Origin of the sequence: Paludibaculum fermentans (assembly GCF_015277775.1) — a bacterium.
GTDB classification, from domain to species: Bacteria; Acidobacteriota; Terriglobia; order Bryobacterales; family Bryobacteraceae; genus Paludibaculum; species Paludibaculum fermentans.
On record NZ_CP063849.1, the window covers coordinates 4,507,755 to 4,527,663 of the forward strand.

General features: G+C 63.1%; 12 protein-coding genes. 6 read left to right on the top strand and 6 right to left on the bottom strand.

Annotation, left to right across the window (positions count from 1 at the left end; all coding sequences use genetic code 11):
• Window positions 1–37: 37 nt before the first annotated feature.
• The 5 genes from IRI77_RS17680 to IRI77_RS17700 all read right to left on the bottom strand — a co-directional run bounded on the left by IRI77_RS17680 (window position 38) and on the right by IRI77_RS17700 (window position 6,082).
• A complete protein-coding gene (locus tag IRI77_RS17680; RefSeq protein WP_194453355.1) occupies window positions 38–1,027 on the bottom strand; it encodes a ParA family protein in 990 nt (329 codons plus the stop codon).
• Window positions 1,024–2,217, bottom strand: a complete 1,194-nt coding sequence (locus tag IRI77_RS17685) for an ATP-binding protein (RefSeq protein ID WP_194453356.1) — start codon at window positions 2,215–2,217, stop codon at window positions 1,024–1,026. Before IRI77_RS17685 ends, IRI77_RS17680 begins: the two co-directional genes overlap by 4 nt.
• A 215-nt stretch (window positions 2,218–2,432) precedes the next feature.
• Window positions 2,433–3,836, bottom strand: a complete 1,404-nt coding sequence (locus IRI77_RS17690; RefSeq protein WP_194453357.1) for a 5-methylcytosine restriction system specificity protein McrC — start codon at window positions 3,834–3,836, stop codon at window positions 2,433–2,435.
• Window positions 3,837–3,946: 110 nt separating this feature from the next.
• Window positions 3,947–4,873: an McrB family protein gene (locus IRI77_RS38080; protein ID WP_228486791.1), complete on the bottom strand. Its 927-nt coding sequence runs from the start codon at window positions 4,871–4,873 to the stop codon at window positions 3,947–3,949.
• 981 nt (window positions 4,874–5,854) lie between these two features.
• A complete protein-coding gene (locus tag IRI77_RS17700; RefSeq protein ID WP_194453358.1) occupies window positions 5,855–6,082 on the bottom strand; it encodes a hypothetical protein in 228 nt (75 codons plus the stop codon).
• 1,193 nt (window positions 6,083–7,275) lie between these two features.
• Between IRI77_RS17700 and IRI77_RS17705 the strand changes: the two genes are divergently transcribed.
• The gene (locus IRI77_RS17705; protein ID WP_194453359.1) at window positions 7,276–7,758 is read left to right on the top strand and encodes a carboxymuconolactone decarboxylase family protein; all 483 of its coding nucleotides are present in this window, start codon (window positions 7,276–7,278) and stop codon (window positions 7,756–7,758) included.
• 128 nt (window positions 7,759–7,886) lie between these two features.
• Here IRI77_RS17705 and IRI77_RS17710 read toward each other — a convergent pair whose 3' ends face one another.
• On the bottom strand, window positions 7,887–9,767 hold the full coding sequence (locus IRI77_RS17710) for a hybrid sensor histidine kinase/response regulator (protein ID WP_407674094.1): 1,881 nt from the start codon (window positions 9,765–9,767) through the stop codon (window positions 7,887–7,889).
• 204 nt (window positions 9,768–9,971) lie between these two features.
• Between IRI77_RS17710 and IRI77_RS17715 the strand changes: the two genes are divergently transcribed.
• From IRI77_RS17715 to IRI77_RS17735, 5 genes are all read left to right on the top strand, one after another.
• Window positions 9,972–11,258 carry an arabinose transporter gene (locus IRI77_RS17715; protein ID WP_194453360.1) on the top strand — a complete coding sequence of 429 codons (1,287 nt, stop codon included), beginning with the start codon at window positions 9,972–9,974 and terminating at the stop codon, window positions 11,256–11,258.
• A 65-nt stretch (window positions 11,259–11,323) separates the two neighbouring features.
• A complete protein-coding gene (locus IRI77_RS17720; protein WP_194453361.1) occupies window positions 11,324–13,696 on the top strand; it encodes a sigma 54-interacting transcriptional regulator in 2,373 nt (790 codons plus the stop codon).
• 270 nt (window positions 13,697–13,966) lie between these two features.
• Entirely contained in the window at window positions 13,967–17,143 is a 3,177-nt protein-coding gene (locus tag IRI77_RS17725; RefSeq protein ID WP_194453362.1) for an efflux RND transporter permease subunit, read from the top strand.
• 96 nt (window positions 17,144–17,239) lie between these two features.
• On the top strand, window positions 17,240–18,346 hold the full coding sequence (locus IRI77_RS17730; RefSeq protein WP_228486793.1) for an efflux RND transporter periplasmic adaptor subunit: 1,107 nt from the start codon (window positions 17,240–17,242) through the stop codon (window positions 18,344–18,346).
• Window positions 18,343–19,815, top strand: coding sequence for an efflux transporter outer membrane subunit (locus IRI77_RS17735; RefSeq protein WP_194453364.1), 1,473 nt, complete (start codon window positions 18,343–18,345; stop codon window positions 19,813–19,815). Before IRI77_RS17730 ends, IRI77_RS17735 begins: the two co-directional genes overlap by 4 nt.
• Window positions 19,816–19,909 lie beyond the last annotated feature (94 nt).

Here is a 19,909-nt window from a genome sequence, read left to right on the forward strand (position 1 = left end):
CCGATGGGCCGGGGCGGTGCCGGGAAGGGTGGCAGTATCAAGCGACACTCACGCCCGCGGATGCGCCCACTTTCTGAGCCAGGCGCAGAAAATCATTCCGGCAGTCCCGAACGGCCTCCACGTGAGCCCCAATCGCGCCGTCAGCCGGCTTGAGGTGAAACATCGGCTTGTGCGCCTCCATCGCGAGAGGCATCAAGCTTCGGTAGTGCTTCAACTGCGCAAGACAGTTTGGATCCTGTTCCACTTTCGGCACCCCGTCGGTTGCGGCCTCCCCTAAGACGACGGCGCGGTAGACCTGAGGAATCCGATCCATCCACCGTTGGTAGGCCTTCACTGGTCGGCTATCCCGCATACTGTGCTGCATCACTACATACCCCGTTGGGGTCATTGATCCAATAGGTAGCGAGAGACCAACCGGTGCCTTGAGCTTCATCTCAGCCCAGGTAGTGCGCCATCGCATAAGTGTCGGCCCCAGGTTTCTCAGCCCCTGGAGAGAGTAGAGGTCGGGGGCCAATGGCAGACACACTCGGTCTGACGCTATGAGGGCCGCTCGATTGATTGCTCCGAGATTCGGGCCAACATCAATTAGAACCAACTCGGCCCAGTCACCTGCCATCTCAGCCATAATTCGATGAAACGCTGACATGGTGCGAAATGCTGCCTCATCCGAGTTGTGACAATTCGGCCAGGCGGCGGAGAGCTTATCCTCAAATCGGGAAAGACCGAGGTCTCCGGGAAGCAATCCGAGATTGGGCTGAATCCGCACCACAGGAGGCGCCTCAATGTCACCAAGCCCGCGCAATATTGGCCGAACCGCGCCATAGATAGTAGCAGGATGCTCTTCAGCGTCCGGCCAGATCCCCTCCAATTCCTCCTCGTTGAGGAACATGGCAGTGAGGTTCGCTTGCGGGTCCAAATCGACCGCCAGAACAGAAACACCGCGATCTGCGAACATCCACGCCAGATGGTACACCAATGACGTTTTGCCAACACCACCCTTGTTATTGAAGAACGCAATGGTATTCATGTCCGTGCTCGGATAGTTGCGCCGAAGTGCAGATCCCCAAAAATAAACTCTGCTGGCGGGTTGCCGCTTCGCGCGAGCGCTGCCTGAGCTCGGACCACTCCCCGCCCAAAGCGATTCACCACTCCGAGTGTCTTCATCGCTTCGGCTAGAACCGGGTTCCGATAGCTGGTTTGCGTCGGGAAGTTCTCTGGGCGTGCAATGCCGTAGAGAGGACCTGGATTCTGAATCTCAATTCGGTCGGAATACTGGTAAAATCGAACCGGCGAGGGGACTTCGTACGATCGGTGCAGCACTGCGTTCATCAACAATTCTCGAACGGCCACCTCCGGATAGTCAGCGACCATCGTTTCTTCCAGCGGAGAACTGCGCACCGGACGATAATCTGTGATCAATTGCACATAGGCGGCGAGATCCCGCACCACCGAAAGCAGATCGCCCTGAAATCGCTTCTCAACGAGAATATCATCGTCCATTTTCGCGCCTCGGAAGCGCACGTATTGGACATATGCGTTCGGCAGCCACGCGGCCAGATCCTTGGCAAATAGAACCAGTCCTGCATAGGTTGGATAGTTGCGTGACAGGTCGAAAAAGCGCAATGACGCCAATTGGTGCTCGATCGGGCGGTGGTTCTCAGCAATCGTCTCTGCGTCAATCGCCAGCGGTCGGTAGGTGTTCGTAAAGAGGTCTAGCGCCAAGTCAGCAAGGCCCGACCCGGGGCAGGCTTGAGCATCGAATGTCCTCGCGGCCGCGGTGCGGCGCTCGATCAGAATCGACTCTTCCGCCTCATTGGCTATGCCCTTTCGCGGACCACGCCTAATCCATGTCTGCCCCCTGTACCGCACAGGAGGGAGGTCTGAAGGTTGTACCTCTACGACCGCTATCTCGCCCAAACCGGATCCGAGTGTCACACGATAGACCATCAGTGCGGGAGCAGGAAGAATGTTGCCGTCGGAACTTAGCCCGGCCAGATTTCGCAGCAACTCGTCTGTCACTTCCAGGCCAGACGGTGCTCCAGTTTTGTCGTCGGCACCAATTAACAGGTAGCCTGGAAGTCCAGATGCGGGCATGTCATTAGCGAACGCGCAAACCGCCTGGCTGAACTTTGCCGTGTCGGCTATTGCCACCGTGCGCTCCACCCGAAACGACTCCAGGTCGGCTAGCAGTTCGATCAGTTCGGCTTCAGTGATCATAGTGTGGTCAGTCGCCGTTGTAGTACTAACTGCTGAAGGTCTTCCCATGCGCCTGTTCCCTCGCACGATTGCCTGCCGCTCGAGGTTCGCACGTAGTGATCCATCTCGGAACCTTCAACTCCTCCACGATAGCAGGGTGACACAGCCAGTCGACCTCTAGACACCGGTGACAGCCGGCCTGCGGTGGAAGTCCCGGCCAGGGCCGATGATTCCCCTTAACACACCGTCGGTGCTTCTCGCGGGAATGACAATTCTCTGATCCTCCGCAAGTGCTCTCCCAATTGCCCCGCAACCTCCTCAGCCACTCCAGCCATAGGCACCGCCGTCAACCACAACCGAACCCGCCGCCCCCGATTCGGAAGCTCCGACTGGTGAAACAGCCGCCCCCGCCTCTCCAGCGAGGCCCATGTCGTCATGGAACACGGATACACCAGACAACAGACGACCTCCCGAGCGCTCACCAGATTGGCGTACGCCAGCACCTGCAATACATCCGCTCGGTGCTCTTCCCGCAGTTCATCGGTCTGGCCCCGCCAGTCGCCTACCTGCATCTCCTCCCAATGCCGCTTGTACTTGGCATCGACAATGATGGCCGTGTCCTCCGTCTCCAGGATCAGATCCGGTACCAACGACCGCTGTGAACCCACATAAGGCGGATCCCAGGCAATCGGAGCCACCGTCTCCCTCTTACGGCCAGTGCGGAGCACGCCCCCGGTACGCTGAGCCACCGAACGGACAATCGTCTCCACCCACGCCTCGAAGAACTGCTCCATCGGCATGGTCCACGGGATGCCCTCCAGATCACTGCTGCCGGCCAGACCCCGTTCATCAATTGTCCAATCGACCGCCTGCAACCCCTCCAGAAAGGCATCCGCCCGCAACGGTCGTCGTAACCAGTTCTGGACTTCCCCGACGCCCGGCCGCCGGCCCGCCACATCTCGAACCCGCTGCAATAGCGCCTCCGCGAAAGCAATCAACCGGTGCACAAACGACCCTTGCCCCGATTGCGTCTCAAGTGACCGGAGTTGCTTCTCCACCGCGAACCGGATGGCGCCTTTCAAAAGCCGGTCATCCCGAAGATCAGGGAACGTGCACGGTACCGCCAGGAAACGCCCCCGTGGCATCTCACGCGTCACATACTCGGTCCATTCGATCCGGCCCCTCGGACTCGACCTGGTCTCCTTGGTCACCTCAAACCGGCGCTCCAACTTGTCCAGCAGCGCCTTGAACCGGGTCAGCACCATGTACGAGAGGACCCACAGAGGCACCCGTCGCTCCGACCGCTTCAGCAGCGGCAGCTTCAATGGAGTCGGGCTGATCAGCCACCCCATCTCGGCCAGCATCGGCCCAATGCCCGCCCAGGGGAATCGCGGCTGGACGACCAAACCGAAGTCATTCTTAGAGGTCAGCGGAGATCGCAACGGAACAGCCCCCACCGCGCTGTGCGATTCGATGTTGAGCAGGACATCGGAGCCATCGAAGTCCCTCTGTACATCCACCTGCAGCAACTGAAAGATCGGCAGATTCTGACGGATGAACAGCTCCGAAAGCCGCGCTGCCTGCGCCTGCGGGTCGGCTGAGTTCTTGCTCCCAAACAACTCGATCGCCGACTTGGTCACCCGGCTATGGTCCTGCAACTCGAGGCAGATGTCCCGCGTGGGCTTGACACCGTTCAGCGGTGAGACGTCAGCGCGCCGGGGTCGACGCGAGCCCGCTCGCACGGCTGCCGCTACAGGCTTTCCAGCCACTGCATGTACCCCCGAATCGACTCGGCAAACCCACTCACGTAACCTTGCGCCAGGTACTCATCAAGCAAGGGGGCCAGGCTGGTCCGCAGACTGACGCGCGCTTGTGCCTCATCTTTGTCCAGGAAATACGAATGACCGGGCACAAGCGCCAGCGCCTCATCCGGAGCGTGCTCCACAAAGATGGAGAGCAGATCCTTGAAAGCGTCTGACATCGTTTTGCAGCCATGTTCTTCGACAACAGCAAGGCTCGGCCACAGCGACAGGAACGCGAATCGTCGGCGCACCGCGACATCCAGGATCGCGATACTCCGATCCGAACTGTTCATCGTACCCAGAACATGCAGGTTCTCTGGCAGATGCAGCCGCCCGTGGAAAGGCGCGCCAAAATCGTACGGTAGATCGATCTCGCGCCGTGATTCCTGCTTCGACTCGAACAGATAGATCGCTTCTCCCAGAATCTTCCCCAGGTCCGCCCGGTTGATCTCATCGATATGCAGCAGATAGGGCGCGTCCTTTTCCGCAGCCTGCGCGGCGGCCTCGATCAAAAAGCCGGGCTTCGGCGCGAATCGAAATCCGAGCCCGGCGCCCCCGTCCTCGACCCCATGAACCGGAGCCAACCCTCCAATGAAGTTCTCATAGGTGGTGCCAGGGTGAAATTGAATGGAGCGACCGAACCCGGCATACCGTCCCTCCAGAATTCGCCGTGCCATCCGCGTCTTGCCAGTTCCTGGAGGACCCTGCAACACCACAAATCGGCGGTGGTTCAACAGGTCAACCACCTGGTTCTCATCCGTCTTCGGCATCAACTGCGAAAACCACGCCGACTGTATGCCATCCGACTCGGCCTCGAACTCTTTCAGCGGAGAGTGGCCCCGCTCCTCAAACATCAGGTCGAGCAGCGCGGCCACGGCAGAGGTGGTCGCTTGACGGTCCGAGGAGGGTTTGTACAACGCGTACAGGACTCGCCCATACCGCCCGAAGACGCGACTGTAGCTGGACCAACCCTGCCGGAGCGACTCCGGCACATCGATATCCACCCGTGTGGGATCCTGCTTGGCCCAGGCCACTTGGCTGCCGCTGCCAAACTCGTGATTCAGCCACTTGGCAATCGCATTGAGCTTCCGAGCGTGCCCGGGCCGGCCCAGAATCGACTCATCGGGCGCCAACCCCTGAGTCCCAATCACCAAACCAACCAAGCAAGGTCCGTCTTCAACCGGAAATGTGACGAAGCTCATTCCCCCATAAGCGCCAGAGTCGGCGTTCGAAGGATGGATGTAGGCCGCATAGGGGACATTGGTGTCATTCCCCTTCATCTCAGGAGCTCGCAAAGCCACTGAATCCTTGGCCTTCTTCGGGTATCTGCGCCCGAACAACTCTGCCAAAGCGGCTTCGTTTCGGGCTTTCCAGGATTCCAAAGTTTCAGAATGAATCAGGTCAACGAGTGGGGCCAACGGGTTTGTATTGGAAGCCATATCAGTCACGCGTTTCTTCGCCGAAATAGGAACAATACCAGGTTCAGAACCTCAAGACCCCGCCGGCTAACCACGGCACGAATCATCCGCCCTATTCGATGCTTTGGCAACGCTAATAAGGGGGCCGCCCCTGGGCGGTCGTTTCGACGCTCAGCAGACTTACGATTACTGCCTTCAGGCGTGTCTTGGGACTCAATTTGGCGGGCCCAGCAGGAACCTCCGTCTTTTTGCATTAAGCGGCTTTCATTCACTGCACTTCCAACTAAATCGACATCCTCTTTTCAATCGGTTGCAGACTCTATCTCCTTTTCTTCGCTTCTGCGCAGTCTACACTCCAAAGCGAAAGGAGGCACTATGCCTGCAAATGATTCGACTCGGAGGGGGGCGCTCACCGCGACCCGCCGCCAAGTCGCTCGCTCAGCCCAGACCGCCCATTGGCGGTTTCAGGCGTCGAACGGCACCAACCCCATCGGAGTCACGCCCGAGGACCGCGCGGACCTCCACGGACTCCTCTCCTCCATCGGCATCCAGTTCCACCCCCAAGCACCAGTCGAACGCAGGCTCGCCCAAACCATCGCCGCCGAACTCATCCACGAACTCCAGCGGCGCAGCCTCAACCCCATCCAGCCAACGCCCAGTGCCCACGAATCCTCCGTACAGGAGGCAACAAACCCAATTCCAGATTCACAGCCCCAACCCTTTGGGGCATCCGCCCTCCGGATCCGCAGCCAACCTCTCGTCGCCTTATTCCAAACGAAGCCAAACCTTGCGCCGTTCCCCCGCGAAGCCGGCCAGCGCAAAATCCGATTCTCCAAACGAAGCCAACCGATCTCCAAAGAATCCAGTCCCCTCGACCCCGTCCACCCTGTGGAGGGTTTCCGCGAATCCAACCAGCAGGTGGCAACAAACCCACCGACGGCTTCACATCGCCAACCAATGAGGACGGCGGACCCCCTGGTCCGCAGGCGACCCCAGGTCGCCTTTTCCCAAGCGAAGCCAAGTCCAACACCCTTCCCGAGCGAATCCCGTCCACACCAGACCCCGGACTCCAAACGAAGCCACTCGCATCCGACGCGAATCAACCCGTTCCACCCCGGCCGCCCAACGGTGGCTTCCCGCAACTCCGCCGAAAATGAGCGAACAAACCCACCTGCGGCTTCACACCTCCACCCTATTAGGACGGCGGACCCCCTGGTCCGCAGGCGACCCCAGGTCGCCTTTTCCCAATCAAAGCCAAACCCAACGCGCTTCCCTCGCGAAGTCGGCCCGTACCAGACCCGGCATTCCAACCGAGGCCGCTCCTATCCCAACGAAACCAACCCCATCCACCCCGGCCACCCCACGATGGCTTTCCGCAACTCCACCGAAAATGAGCGAACAAACCCACCTGCGGCCTCACACCGCCAACTCGTTGAGACGGCGGACTCCCCGGCGCCTGCACCCAACCAAAGCCACTCCTATCCCAACGAAACCAACCCGTTCCACCCCGGCCACCCCACGGTGGCTTTCCGCAACTCCACCGAAAATGAGCGAACAAACCCACCTGCGGCTTCACCCCTCCAACCCGTCGGGACGGCAGACCCCCTGGTCGACTTCATCCAAACGAAGCCAATCCCGTCCCACCCCGTCGCCCCTCGGACCGCGTACGGCACGGCAACTCATGTTCGTCGGCGGTTTGGCGGCCATCGCAATTGGCGCTTTTCCCGGAATCCCGGCGGCTGTGCCGGCAACGGAAGTGGTCCCGTCGAATCAGGCCAAGTGGATGTTTTCCGCCCCCAGCCCCGGCGCGATCATAGGGACAGACAGGCGGAGGGGCTCCGCTGGAATAGGAGATGACGATGAAAGAACGAATGAACTACGCAAAGGCGTCGCCCGAGGTCTACCAATCGATGCTCGGGCTCCACCACTATCTGGAAAACTGCGGTCTGGACAAGAAGTTGATGGACTTGGTCTACCTCCGGGCCTCCCAGATCAACGGCTGCGCCTTCTGCATCGACATGCACTGGAAGGACCTGCGAGCCATGGGCGTCAGCGAGCAGGACCTCTGCATGCTCAGCGCCTGGCATGAGTGGCCGGCCTTCACGGAAAGGGAGCGCGCCGCCCTGCAGTGGACCGAGTCGGTCACCCTACTGACCGAAGGCTTCGTCCCGGACGCTGTCTACGAAACAGCCCGGGCTCACTTCTCGGAAACGGAGCTCGCCCAGCTCACCCTGGCCGTAGTAGCCATCAACGGCTGGAACCGCCTGAACGTAGCCTTCCGCAAACCCGCCGGAGCCTACCAACCCCAGGCCGCCGCCGCCTCGGTGCCCTCCCCCGTCTAATCAACCGAGCCGCAATCGCAGCCCCGATCGGAGCCGCGAGTAAACGGAGCCGCGAGTGTCAACGAGCGGGTAGCCAGCAGAAAGCCCCCACCAACCGGGGCAGCGCGGCTAACCCGGCCCCCACCCCGTCACCCCGCCTCCAGAATCTGGCTCAACCGCCGGCCCAGATCGGCCTTCCGGTACGGCTTGTTCAGGATCGCCCACCGCGCAATGTGCGGCACCCGGCTGTTCATCGTTTCCAGGGGATACCCGGACGTCAGCAAAATCCGCAGCGTGGGCTTCAGCGCCTGCGCCCGCTCCGCCAGCTCCCAGCCGCTGATGCCGCCGGGCATCACCACATCCGAGAACAGGATGTCGATCTCCGGCCCTTGACTGGCCAGCTTCGCCAGGGCCTCCCGCCCGTCGGCGGCCACTACCACCCGGAACCCGAGGCTCTCCAGGCTCCCCACCGCATACCCGCGGACAAAGGGATCGTCCTCCACCACCAGGATGGTGCCGGACCCGCGAGGAACTTCCGCTTCCGGCTCCTCCGGCGGGGCCTCCCGGTCGAGGTTCTTCGCAATCGGCAGGTACAGCTTCACGTTCGTACCCAGCGACGGCTCGCTGTAGATGGCCACATGACCGTTGGATTGCTTGATGAATCCATACACCATGCTCAGGCCCAGGCCGCTGCCCTTCCCCACCTCCTTGGTGGTGAAGAACGGCTCGAACACACGCTCCCTCACCTCGGCCGGCATGCCCATCCCGTCGTCCGTCACCTGGATCAGGACGTACCCGCCGGGCAGCACCTCCGGATGTTCGTCCTGGTAGCGCGGGTCGAGCGTCGCGTTCGTCGCCGAGATCGTCAGCGTGCCGCCCTCCGGCATCGCGTCCTGCGCGTTCAGGGCGAGGTTCAGGATGGCCGATTCCAGTTGCGCCGGGTCGGCAAAGGCCCGCGTCAGCTGGCCGTCGATGTTGGCCTGGATGTCGATATCCTCGCGCAGCGTACGGCGCAGGATCACGCGCATCCCTTCCAGCAGCCGGCCGCAGTCGAGGGTCACCGGCTGCAGCGCCTGCCGGCGGCTGAAGGCCAGCAGCCGGCGCGTCAGTTCCGCGCCGCGCTCCCCGGCGTTGATGACGGTCTCGCAGAACTGGCGCAGGTCGGGCCGCGCCCGCAGCTTCTCGGCCAGCAGTTCGGCATTGCCGATCATGACGGTCAGCAGGTTGTTGAAGTCGTGGGCGATGCCGCCGGAAAGCTGGCCCACGGTCTCCATCTTCTGGGCCTGGACCAGTTGCTCCTCGGTGCGCTTCCGCTCCGTCAGGTCGTGGATGATGCCGACGAAGATCGGCTCGCCGTGCTGCTCGGCCTCACCCACCGAGAGGTCCATCGGGAACGTGGTGCCGTCCTTGCGGCGGCCCACCACCTCACGGCCGATGCCGATGATCTTCGGATCCCGCGTCCGGTGATAGTTGTCCAGGTAGTGGTCGTGCTCCTCGTGAAACGGTGAGGGCATCAGCATCTTGACGTTCTGGCCGATCACCTCCTGGCGGCTGTAGCCGAATAGGCGCTCGCACGCGGGGTTGAACATCTGGATGTCGCCCTTGGAGCCGATCAGGATCACGCCGTCCACGGCGGTATCCACCACGGCGCGCAGCCGGGCGGCGGCCTCCGCCACCTTGCGCTCGTTGCGCTCCCGCTCGGTCAGGTCGTGGATGATGCCCACAAAGATCGAGGCGCCGTCCTGCACCGCCTCGCCGACGGATAGGTCCATCGGGAACGTCGTGCCGTCCTTGCGGCGGCCGATCACCTCGCGCCCGATGCCGATGATCTTCCGTTCGCCCGTCCGGTGGTAGTTGTCGAGGTAACGGTCGTGCTCCTCGTGGAACGGCGAGGGCATCAGCACTTTGACGTTTTGCCCGACAACCTCCTCACGGGAGTATCCGAACAACCTCTCGCAAGCGGGGTTGAACATCAGGATGTCGCCATGGGCGCCGATGAGAATCACTCCGTCGACAGCAGTATCGACCACCGCACGCAGACGAGTCTCTTGTTTGTGGTCATCCGAGGTAGGCACGGGACAAAGGCAGTATACTTGACGACTAAGTAAAGTCAACAACGATGGCTACTTCCTTGAAAACACAGGCGGAATTACCGGCCGTCGCAGACACGCTGTCCAACCCGGCCATCTTCGCAACAACGTCCGGCCGGGTCGCTGCATCAAATCGGGAATGGGATGCAATCGTTTACTGATGGCCCTGCGCCGGCCCGCGAAGAGAGCCGGCACTTGCTAGGCGCTGAAACGGAGTCCAGGCCGGCCAATTCAACTACATCTGCCGTACTCCCCCCCTTCCTGGCACGGCTCGCCGCATCGGCCTTTCTCTGCTATCTCACGGTAGGGATTCCTCTGCCCGTGCTGTCGCTTTACGTCCACGACACCCTGGGCTTTGGCGACTTCGCGGTCGGCACCGTGGTGGGCATCCAGTTCGCGGCCACCGTCCTGACCCGCAAGTACGCCGGCACCCGATCGGACCTGCACGGCGCCCGGGGCGCGGTCATGCGCGGCCTCGCCATCTCCAGCCTGGCAGGCTTCTGCTACCTCGCCGCGGTGCTGGTGCCGGGCTCCGCCTGGACCAAGCTGATGGTCCTGATTGCCGGCCGCCTGATCCTCGGCGCCGGCGAGAGCCTGATGATCACCGGCACTCTCACCTGGGGCATCGCCCTGGCGGGCCAGTCGCGGGCCGGACGAGTGATGTCCTGGACCGGCATGGCGGTCTACGGAGCCCTGGCTCTCGGTTCGCCCATCGGCTTGGCCATCCACTCGCGCTACGGCTTCGGCGCCGTGGCCTGCACGGTCACCCTACTGCCGCTGCTCGCGATGGCCGTGATCCGCAACGTGGAACGCGCCCCCACCCGGGCCGTCCGGCAGCCCGTGCCGTTCCGGCAGGTGGTGGTCAGCGTCCTGCGTCCCGGCGGCGTGCTGGCCTTGCAGGGCGCCGGCTTCGGCTCCATCGGAGCCTTCATCTCGCTCTACTTCCTGTCGCAGAACTGGTGGGGCGCCGGGCTCGCGCTCAGCGCCTTTGGCGGAGCCTTCGTCCTCGTGCGCCTGCTGTTCGGCCACCTGCCCGATCGCCTGGGCGGCTACCGCGTCGCCTGGGTTTCGCTGTTGGTGGAGACCGTCGGACAGCTCCTTCTATGGAAGGCACAGGGACCGCTCACCGCGCTCGCCGGAGCCGCCATCACGGGCCTGGGCTGCTCGCTGATGTTCCCCGCGCTGGGCACCGAGGTGGTCCGCATCGCGAAGGAAGAGAGCAGGGGCGCGGCCCTTGGCGCCTTCGCGGCCTTCCAGGACGTCTCCTACGCCATCACCGGCCCCATCATGGGCATTGTCGCGACGCATGCGGGCTATGCCTCCATCTTCCTGGGTGGAGCGGCTTTGGCCGTCGCTGGCGCGGTCCTGGCCTATCCGAGGGAGAACGTAGCGGGCGCCGCCTTGCCAGTCGCGGAGGAGATCGCCGGATGACCAGGGAAGCCGGGACGCCGTTCCGGCACAGCTAAGGACGGCGGCCGGCAGGGACGAGCGAGAGCATGGGAACAGGGCACATTACGGCGGAAGCGTTCCACCAGCGGTATGAAGCGCTTTCCAGGGTGTCGCGAGCCATCCACCTCTATCGCGACCCAAAGGAGTTGCTGCGCGTTCTGGCCGAGGAACTGCGCACCTCGGTCAACTTCAGCCTGATTGGGTTATACCTGTACGACGAGAAGACCAATCGGGTCTACAACCCGGTTCTCGAGACGGTACGGGGGCCCGGCTTCGCCATCCCCGATGATTTCCCCGCCGAGGACACCATCACGTGGAGCATCTACCGCCACGGCGAGGCGGTGGTCATTGCCTCCAGCGACAAGGAAACCCGCTTCCCGCGCATGATGGAGGTCTACCGGACGTACGGTGTCCAGTCCGCCTGCCTGCTGCCGCTGGCAACGGCACACCGCCGGCTCGGCACGCTCCTGTTTGCCGTGGAGGAAGAGAACGGCTATGCCCAGGACGACGTGCGCTACCTGTCACTGGTCGCCGATCACGTAGCGCTGGCGGTGGACAATGCGCTGCGGGATGAGGAGCAGCGTCAGGCCGAGACCGAGCTTCGCAAACAGAAGGCGCACCTGGAACAGCTCTTCGAACTGGCGCCGGAAGCCATTGTCCTGCGGGACATTGAGAACCGCATTCTGAGCGTGAACCGGGAGTTCTCGACCCTCTTCGGCTACACACAGGATGAGGCGGTCGGCCGTAGCATCATCGACCTGATTGTCCCGGAAGACCGCCGGATGGAATCGGAGCGGATGCGGGCCGGGCTCAAGCGGGGCGAGCGCATCAACGCGGAGCTGATCCGCCGGCGGAAGGACGGCACGCTGCTGGATGTCTCGCTGGTTGCCGCGCCCGTGTCAGTGGGCACGGAAGTCGCGGCGATCTACGCCATCTACCGCGACATCAGCGAGCGGAAACGGGCGGAGGCCGCGTTGCGCCGCAGCGAAGCCTACCTGGCGGAAGGGCAGCGGCTGAGCCACACCGGCAGTTTGGCCCGCAACGTGGCGACGGGAGAAGTCTTCCTGAGCCAGGAGAGTATCCGCATGTTCGGGCTGGATCCGGAGGCCGCCCGGCCGACTTTGGAGGACGTGTTCCAGCGCGTCCACTCCGAAGACGTGGATACCTTCCGGAATATCGTGCGTGCGGCGCTGGTGGGCAAGAGCGACTTCGAATACGGGTTCCGCGTGGTGCTGGCCGACGGGCGCATCCGCCATGTTCAGGTGACCGGCCATCCGGTAACCAATGCCGCGGGGGTCGTGGTCGAGTTCGTCGGAACCCACATGGACGTGACGGAGCAGCGCCAATCCCGGGCTGCCCTGGAGAAGGCACTGGAAGGGATCAAGGAGCTGAGGGATCAACTCTATGAGGAGAATGTGGCCCTGCGCCGGGAGATCGACGAGACCGCCATGTTCGAGGAGATCATCGGCAAGAGCGAGGTGCTCCGCAGCGTCCTGAAGCAGATTGAGGCCATCGCGCCGACAGACTCGACGGTGCTGATCCACGGCGAAACTGGAACCGGCAAGGAACTGATCGCGCGCGCCATCCACAATCTCAGCCCTCGTCGCCCCAATGCGTTCGCGAAGCTGAACTGCGCCTCGATTCCAACGGGCCTGATGGAGAGCGAGCTCTTCGGCCACGAGAAAGGCGCGTTTACCGGCGCCATCGCGCAGCGGGTAGGCCGCTTCGAACTCGCCAACCACGGCACGATCTTCCTCGACGAGGTGGGCGAGATCCCGCTCGAACTTCAGCCCAAGCTGCTAAGGGTTCTGCAGGAACGAGAGTTCGAACGGCTGGGCAGTTCGCGTACCCTCCACACCGACGTCCGGCTGATCGCAGCCACAAATCGCGATCTGGCGGCCATGGTGGAGGAACAGAAGTTCCGGTCGGACCTCTACTATCGCCTGAACGTAATCCCCATCCGCGTACCCGCCCTGAGGGAGCGCCCGGAAGACGTGCCGCTGCTGGTCCGGCATTTCGCTGAACTGTTCAGCCGCCGCATGAATAAGCCCATCCGGAAGATCCCCGCTGCAACGATGGATGCCCTGGTTCGCTACCAATGGCCCGGCAACGTGCGGGAACTGCAGAACATCATCGAACGAGCCGTGATCCTGTCGGAAGGCGGCGTCCTGCGAGTGCCGATGTCGGACCTGGCTGACGACACGCGATCCAGGAAGCCATTCAAAGCAGCCTCAGCCCAGAACCGGGAGGGCAACACTGTACCCGGCCGGGAGCAGATCGTCCAGGCGCTCAAAGAGTCCAAAGGGCAGGTGGGCGGAGCCGACGGAGCCGCCGCGCGCCTGGGGCTGAAGCGCACCACATTGATCGCTTACATGAAGCGGCTCGACATCACCCCAAGGACTGTCATCAACCACTTCTGACAGTGTCATGACACTCCGTGACACTGTCACTGCGCGTTGCGGCTTCTGCAGCTCCCGCCCATCTTCAAGAATTCCCTCCACTTAGCGACTGAACACAAGAGCGCGGCATTGGCCATGCGAGTGCATCGATCCATGGCGAAGCTGGTGTCCGATGCCCCCTCTGAACAGACGTGAGCCTCGCCGCACTGCAAGGAGAGCAGGGGTGAGGCTACCTCAAGCAACCGCCACTCCAGCCATCCGCCAGCTTCGCAGGAAGGAAAGAGTGAACCCGTGTGGATCATTAACGTCGCTCTCAACCGCCCCTACACGTTCATCGTGCTGGCGCTGCTCATTCTGATCATTGCCCCGGTGATGATCCTTCGTACGCCGACCGACATCTTCCCGAACATCGATATCCCCGTCATCTCCGTGGCGTGGACTTATACGGGACTGAATCCGGAAGAGCTCGAAGGACGCCTGACGTCTCCCTACGAGAAGGCGCTGACGGCACTGGTCGACAACGTGGAGCATCTGGAATCGACCACTTACAACGGCATCGTGGTGGTGAAGCTGTTTCTCCAACCCAATGCCAGCCTGGATACGGCCAACTCGCAGGTAACGGCAGCATCGCAGTTTCTGTTGCGCCAGTTGCCGCCCGGCACACAGCCGCCCATGATCATCGACCTCAACGCCTCCAGCGTCCCCATTCTGCAACTGGGCATCTCGGGAGAAGGCCTCGCCGAGCATCAGCTTAACGACCTGAGCTTGAACCTCCTCCGGACCCAACTGGTGACGATCCCCGGAGCCGTGGTGCCCTTCCCGTTCGGGGGCAAGCAGCGCCAGGTAATGATCAACATGAACGCCGGACTGCTGCAGTCGAAAGGGCTGTCCCCACAGGACCTGCTTTCGGCGGTGAGCCTGCAGAACCTGGTGCTGCCCTCCGGCACGGCGAAGATCGGCCCGGCGGAATACGACATCCGCCTGAACACAAGCCCGCGCAAGGTGAATGAACTGGGCTCGATCCCGATCCGGCAGGTCAGCGGCTCGACAGTTTACCTGCGGGACGTGGCCAACGTGGCGGACGGATTTGCGCCGCAGACCAATGCTGTCCGGCAGGATGGCAAGCGCGGCGTGCTGGTCACCATCGTGAAATCCGGCAAAGCCTCGACGCTCGATGTCGTGGCCGGAGTGAAGAAGATGCTCCCGCAGGTCGCCACGACGCTGCCGCCCCAGTTCCGGATGCAGCCCCTCTATGACCAGTCCATTTTCGTGAAAGGCGCGGTCACCGGCGTGATTCGGGAAGCGGTCATCGCTGCCGCACTCACCGGGCTCATGATCCTGCTCTTCCTGGGCAGTTGGCGGAGCACGTTGATCATCGCGGTCTCGATCCCGCTATCGATCCTGACCTCCGTCATCATGCTGGGTCTGCTGGGGGAAACGATCAACATCATGACGCTGGGCGGCCTCGCCCTGGCCGTGGGCGTGCTTGTGGACGATGCCACAGTGACCATTGAGAACATCGAACGCTTCCTGGAAGAGGGGCGCGATTTGCGCACCTCGATCCTGGAAGGCGCGGGGCAGATCGCCTTGCCCGCACTGGTGGCAACGCTGTGTATCTGCATCGTGTTCCTGCCCATGTTCTTCCTGGGCGGAGTGGCGCGCTACCTCTTTGTGCCGCTGGCGGAGGCCGTCGTCTTCGCGATGCTGGCCTCTTATATCCTGTCGCGCACCCTGGTGCCGACCCTGGCCATGTACCTGCTGAAGCAGAAGCAGCACGGCGTCGTGACCCGCAATCCGCTGGTCCTGTTCCAGCGCGGATTCGAGCGGGCCTTCGAACGGCTCCGCGGCTTCTACAGCACGATCCTGTCGCGCCTGGTTGCCACGCGCAAGGTGTTCGTGCCCGTATCCCTGGCGGCCTGCGTCGCCGCCTTCGCGCTGGTTCCCTTCCTCGGCCAGGACTTCTTCCCCAACACGGATAGCGGCCAGTTCATCCTGCATGTGCGCGCTCAGAGCGGCCTGCGCATTGAGGAAACCGCACGGCTGTGCGACCTGGTCGAGAACCGTATCCGCAAGACGGTGCCGGCTGACGAACTGGGCACCATCATCGACAACATCGGCCTGCCCTACAGCCAGCTCAATTTGCAGCGCATGGTGTCGGGCACCATCGGAGCCGGCGACGCCGACGTCATGGTCTCGCTGAAGGAGAATCACCGCCCCACGGCAGACTATGTGAGGCGGCTACGCACAGAGCTCAGGGACGAGTTTCCCGGCACGACGTTCTCTTTCCTGCCGGCCGACATTGTGACCCAGATCCTGAACTTCGGCCTCCCCGCGCCCATCGACATCCAGATCGAAGGCGCCGATGGAGCGGGCAATCACAAGGTGGCGAACCGCATCCTGCAACAGCTGCGACAGGTGCCGGGCCTGGCGGATCTGCGCATCCAGCAGCCGGAAGACTACCCGGTGTTCGACGTGACGGTCGACCGGACGAAGGCGCTGCAGGGCGGGTACACGCAGCGCGACGTCGCCGTGAGCCTGCTGAACACGCTCAGCGGCAGCTTCCAGACCCAGCCCATGTTCTTCCTGAACTACCAGAATGGCGTGAACTACAGCATGGTCGCCCAGACGCCGCAGTATCAGATGCAGACCCTGCAGGAGTTGAAGGCGATTCCCATCACAGCCACGGGCATGACGAGACCCGAGATCCTGGCCGACGTGGCCTCGATCACCCGCGGCAATGAGAAGGCCGTCGTGTCGCACTACAACATCCGCCGGGTGCTGGATGTCTATGGCGCCGTGCAGGATCGCGACCTCGGCGCCGTCGGACGCGACGTCCAGCGGATCGTGCAGCAGAACGCGCCGTCGCTGCCGCGCGGCAGCTTCCTCCACGTGCGGGGCCAGCTGCAGACGATGCGCACCTCGTACATCGGGTTGCTGGCGGGCCTGGGCTTCGCCATCTTCCTCGTCTACCTGCTCATCGTGGTGAACTTCCAGTCCTGGCTGGATCCGTTCATCATCATCACCGCCTTGCCCGCGGCCCTGGCCGGCATCGTGCTCTTCCTGTTCTTCACGCACACGACCCTGAGCGTGCCGGCGTTGATGGGCGCCATTATGTGCATGGGCGTCGCCACCGCCAACAGCATCCTGGTCGTCTCCTTCGCCAAGGAGCGGCTCGCCGTTCACAAAGACTCGATCCGGGCAGCGCTGGAAGCCGGGTCGGCCCGCTTCCGCCCCGTCCTGATGACGGCCACCGCCATGATCATCGGCATGATCCCGATGGCGCTGGGAGCGGGCGACGGCGGCGAGCAGAACGCCCCGCTGGGCCGTGCCGTGATCGGCGGCCTGATGCTGGCCACCCTGGCTACTTTGGCCTTCGTACCGGCGGTCTTCGCGTGGCTGCACGGCCGGGGGAACGCACCATCCCACAAAAACCCTGAAGAACCCGCGCAGGAGCTCGCGGGCGCCTGAACAAGGAGAACCGATATGACATCCGAAGTGGAACCAACCCAAACCGAGACACCGCCCGAGGTGCGCCCCGCCAATGGGGCAATGCGGATATTGAGCATGATTTCCCTCACGATCCTGGCCGGACTCGCCGCCCTGGTGTTCACTGGCGTGCGCGCCCGCAGCGCGGCCACCGAAACCCTGTCGCACTCGGCGCAGGATGGCGCGGCCCGGCGTGTCTCCGTGGTCCGCCCGCAACTTGCCGGCGACCAGGAGGAACTGGTGCTGCCCGCCAGTATTCAGGCCTATGCGGAAGCTCCCATCTACGCGCGCACCCATGGCTACCTGAAGCGCTGGTACTTCGACATCGGCGCGCACGTCAAGGAGGGCGACCTGCTGGCGGAGATCGAGACGCCCGAGGTCGACCATCAACTGGCCCAGGCCCGGGCCGACCTCCAGAGCGTGCAAGCCAATCTTGAACTGGCCCGCACCACTGCGGCCCGCTGGAACGGGCTGCTGGCCCGCCACGCCGTGTCAAAGCAGGAGACCGACCAGGCCGTCAGTGACCTCACCGCCAAGCAGGCCGCCGTTGACGCGAGCATGGCGAACGTGCGGCGACTGGAAGAGCTGCAGGGCTACGAGAAAGTCTACGCTCCCTTTGAAGGTGTCATTACCGCGCGCCAGACCGACGTGGGCGCCCTGATCGACGCCGGATCCTCGCCGCGCGAGCTCTTCCACCTGGCGTCCATCCGGAAGCTGCGCGTCTTCGTGGCGGTTCCGGAGGTCTCATCGGCCTCTGTGCGCAACGGCGCGCCGGTGAGGCTCACTGCCGACCAGTTCCCGAACAGGGTGTTCCAGGGAGTCCTGGTGAGGAACTCGAGCTCCATCGATCCGGCATCGCGCACCCTGAATGTGGAGGTGGACATCGACAACTCCTCAGGAGAGCTGCTGCCGGGCTCCTATGCCTTCGTCCACCTGCGTGTGCCCGGCGCCGCCAAAGCCTGGGAGATCCCATCGAGCGCGCTGCTGTTTCGCGCGGAAGGCCTCCGGGTCGCGGTCGTTCGAGGCAGCCGGGCCGAGCTGGTTCCCATCTCCATCGGGCGTGACTTTGGAGCCATGGTGGAGGTCAATTCAGGACTGCGGCCGGACGATGAGGTGGTCCAGTCGCCGTCCGATTCGCTGATCACCGGCACGCCGGTCCAGATCGCAAAGGCGGCTCAAAAATGAGACACATTCCGCTGGTGATTCTTTGCGCGGCATTGCTGCTGCTCTCGGGCTGCATGGTGGGCCCAAAGTACGTCCGGCCCCACGTACCGGCCACACCCCGGTTCAAGGAGACCGGCCCGGATTCGTTCAAGGAGATGGATGGGTGGAAGACGGCGCAGCCGGGCGATGCGCAACTGCGCGGCAAGTGGTGGGAGCTGTTCAACGACCCCAAGCTCAATGAACTGGAGGAACAGGTCGACGGCGCGAACCAGACATTGAAGCAGGCCGAGGCTGCGTTCCAGGGCGCCCGGTCCGTGATCCGCGCGCGCAGGTCCGAGATGGCGCCAACGGTCACCGCGGGCGCCTCCACGGGAGCCGAGCGGCTCTCTGCGAACCAGCCCTACTTCAACAAATCCGCCGCCAACAACGGCGTGGGCTCCTTCTCGCTGCCCTTTGACCTGAACTACGAAATTGATCTTTGGGGCAGGATCCGGCGCCAGATCACCAGTGCCGCCGAGCAGGCCCAGGCCAGCGCGGCGGACCTGGAAACCGCCCGTCTCAGCCTGCACGCCGAACTGGCCATGGACTACTTCGAGCTCCGCAGCGCGGACGCACAGAAGCGCCTTTTGTCCGATACGGTGAAGGCCTATGCGGAGGCGCTCCAATTGACACAGGATCGTTTTGACGGCGGAGCCTCGCCGCTCTCCGATGTGACCCAGGCGCGCACCCAGTTGCAAACGGCGCAGGTAGCCGAAACCGACGTGGCCGTCGACCGCGCGCGTTATGAGCACGCGATCGCCGTGCTGGTGGGCAAGCCTCCGGCCGAACTCAATCTCGAGCCAATGCCGCTGACCATCCAGCAACCGATGCTACCGGCCATCCCCGGTGTCCTTCCTTCCCAGTTGCTGGAACGGAGACCCGACATTGCCGCCGCCGAGCGCCGCATGGCCTCGGCCAACGAACAGATCGGAATCGCGCGGGCCGCCTGGTTCCCGACGCTCAGCCTCTCGGCGGTGGCGGGATTTGCCGGCACTTCCGCCCTGAACTGGTTCAGTTGGCCGAGCCGGATGTGGGCGGTGGGCCCCGCGGTTTCGCAGACCCTGTTCGATTACGGCCTGCGCCGGGCGACTTCGGAAGCAGCAAGGGCCGGCTATGAGGCGACTGTAGCGAGCTACCGCCAGTCGGCGCTGACGGCGTTCCAACAGGTGGAAGACAACCTGGCCGCCCTGCGTGAACTGGAGAAAGAGGCACGGCAGCAGACCGCGGCCACCGATTCGGCCCTGCAGTCGCTCGACATATTCAAGGTCCGTTACGAAGGCGGGGTGGACACCTACCTCCAGGTGATCACCTCGCAAACGGCCGCCCTGCAGAATCAGCGGAACGAGATCGACATCCTGCGGCAGCGCATTGAAGCGCATATCCTGTTGGTTAAGGCCTTAGGCGGGGGCTGGACCTCGTCGAGCCTGCCGCAACTGGCGAAGGTTCCCTAGGCGCCGCGCCAGGTGCCTGCATCGCTGGACGGAAGATGCCCCACAGCCTGTGGAATTACCCCCGAGGATGTCATACAGTGGGCCGGTGAGATCG

Coding starts and splice junctions, on each gene's coding strand:
- IRI77_RS17715 (WP_194453360.1), top strand. CDS start 9,972: ATGCAATCGTTTACTGATGGCCCTGCGCCGGCCCGCGAAGAGAGCCGG.
- IRI77_RS17735 (WP_194453364.1), top strand. CDS start 18,343: ATGAGACACATTCCGCTGGTGATTCTTTGCGCGGCATTGCTGCTGCTC.
- IRI77_RS17685 (WP_194453356.1), bottom strand. CDS start 2,217: ATGATCACTGAAGCCGAACTGATCGAACTGCTAGCCGACCTGGAGTCG.
- IRI77_RS17705 (WP_194453359.1), top strand. CDS start 7,276: ATGAAAGAACGAATGAACTACGCAAAGGCGTCGCCCGAGGTCTACCAA.
- IRI77_RS17730 (WP_228486793.1), top strand. CDS start 17,240: ATGATTTCCCTCACGATCCTGGCCGGACTCGCCGCCCTGGTGTTCACT.
- IRI77_RS17720 (WP_194453361.1), top strand. CDS start 11,324: ATGGGAACAGGGCACATTACGGCGGAAGCGTTCCACCAGCGGTATGAA.
- IRI77_RS17680 (WP_194453355.1), bottom strand. CDS start 1,027: ATGAATACCATTGCGTTCTTCAATAACAAGGGTGGTGTTGGCAAAACG.